We start from the raw sequence: 1,610 nt of genomic DNA, 5'->3' as shown, positions 1-1,610 counted from the left end.
AAGTTCCTTTAGATGTGGAACAATACCTGAATAAAGTTTCGGTACTATCTACATTACAAGAGATTGTTAAATTAGCAGCTACCGCTAATTCTCTCGCAGAATTTAAGCAGTCTTTGGCAAAAATCAATATCTAGAAAACGGTTTTCTTTGAGAAACTCTTTGAGAAACCCGTTTTCTTTGAGAGACCGGATACCGACCTCTGGCTTTTTGTTTTAATGGTGGACATTTACTTCGTTTTCTGTATTTTTGGCTGCAAAGTTGTAGATAGGGTAACTTTCATCGTGTTTGTATTGGCTGTTTCTGCTCCAATGTTGAAAAACAGATATTTGAGTTCTCCCTTCGCCTTTAGACTGACTGAACCATTAATTTCAACAGTCAACTGACTTTCTACATCTACCTTACTAGAAAGAGCTTCCATGACAGATTCAAAGAGTTCTTGCAACTGAACTGCGACGGTTTCCTCTTGTGGTCCCAAAGTAGTCAGGATTTCCTCATCCTCAGTTTGTAAGCTACTAACTGAAGCTGGATCGACGGCTGTGGCATATACTTTAATTGGCATGGTCTTCCTCCTTGGAATTTTTTTGCTGTACAATCGAGAAATCTGGATCGCCATAAATACAATACAGTAGCCAAAATAAGTTTCTCTCATTGGCTGCAACTTCTTTGGCTTTGGCTACAGCCTGTCCGATAGTAATTTTCTCATCTGGGTTGAATAATTCACGGTAAACAATTTCGGCAAAGTTGACGGCATATTTCACTGGTACGGCTCCTAAAGTTCCAATGAAAGCATCTGCACCACGCTGATAAAATTTCCAGCCAAAACTGCTAAATTTTCCAAAGGTTAACACGGGAACGGTTGAAGCACAGGCGTTAGCAAACACAAGACTACCCGGCTCAAGAGGTAGCCTTAGAATGGTTTCAGGGAGCAAGTTTTCAATTCGGGTTTTGTTTTTATCGCCAGCAATTTGGAGTAGGTGCGGTTCTAAATGTCCGTGACAGGTAAAATGAAGCACATCTGTGCCTGGAATAGCTTTTACAAGGGACGAAATTGGCTGTTTAGCTAACAAGTGTACCGCTTCCGGGGGGAGAAGATTAGAGAATAGATGGGTAGCTCGCTCTGCTTCCGAGGAAGGTACATCTCCACCGACAATATTGACAATCCGCTTGATTTGTCTTTTTCCCTTACTTTCAGGTCTATTTCTTCTTGGTAAATCTTGACTATCGCTGAGGCGAGGAGAGCGAGCAATAATAAACTTCTTTCCCCAAAAATCTTCGCCGTCGTACATTAATTCCCAAGGAATCCACTGTTCATTAGTGGAGATAATGACAGGAGAACCAATCTTCCAATCTCGCACTTTTTTTGCTACTTCAGAGGGAATTAACATCTCGAACAAGTTAGCACCAACACTCTGAAGATTGAAACAGATACTCTCCCAACGCTCATCAGAGGGGTTTCCTTGTTGCACTACTGGCTCTTCGGGAATTGTTATGCAAATAATTAACTTAAAATAAAATTCGATGAGAGCGCCTACGCTCAAAAGTAGCTGAAATCCATACAGGGAAGGACTTAAGGCACAAACAGGTTAATACCAAAAGATAGACAATTGAGT

2 protein-coding genes are annotated in these 1,610 nt (G+C 41.1%); both read right to left on the bottom strand.

Translation table 11 applies throughout. The features are described 5' to 3' along the window. Window positions 1–226 precede the first annotated feature (226 nt). Window positions 227–559, bottom strand: a complete 333-nt coding sequence (locus O9332_RS02960) for a hypothetical protein (RefSeq protein ID WP_002760882.1) — start codon at window positions 557–559, stop codon at window positions 227–229. Further along, entirely contained in the window at window positions 549–1,538 is a 990-nt protein-coding gene (locus O9332_RS02955) for a CHAT domain-containing protein (RefSeq protein ID WP_288023567.1), read from the bottom strand. The genes O9332_RS02960 and O9332_RS02955 overlap by 11 nt, the downstream gene beginning before the upstream one ends. Window positions 1,539–1,610 lie beyond the last annotated feature (72 nt).

Source organism: Microcystis sp. LE19-10.1B (assembly GCF_027530565.1).
Classification (GTDB): Bacteria; Cyanobacteriota; Cyanobacteriia; order Cyanobacteriales; family Microcystaceae; genus Microcystis; species Microcystis aeruginosa.
This window is presented reverse-complemented; position numbering and strand designations above follow the sequence as displayed.

Excerpts from the sequence above, each read along its gene's own strand:
- O9332_RS02960 (WP_002760882.1), bottom strand. The coding sequence starts at position 559 with ATGCCAATTAAAGTATATGCCACAGCCGTCGATCCAGCTTCAGTTAGT.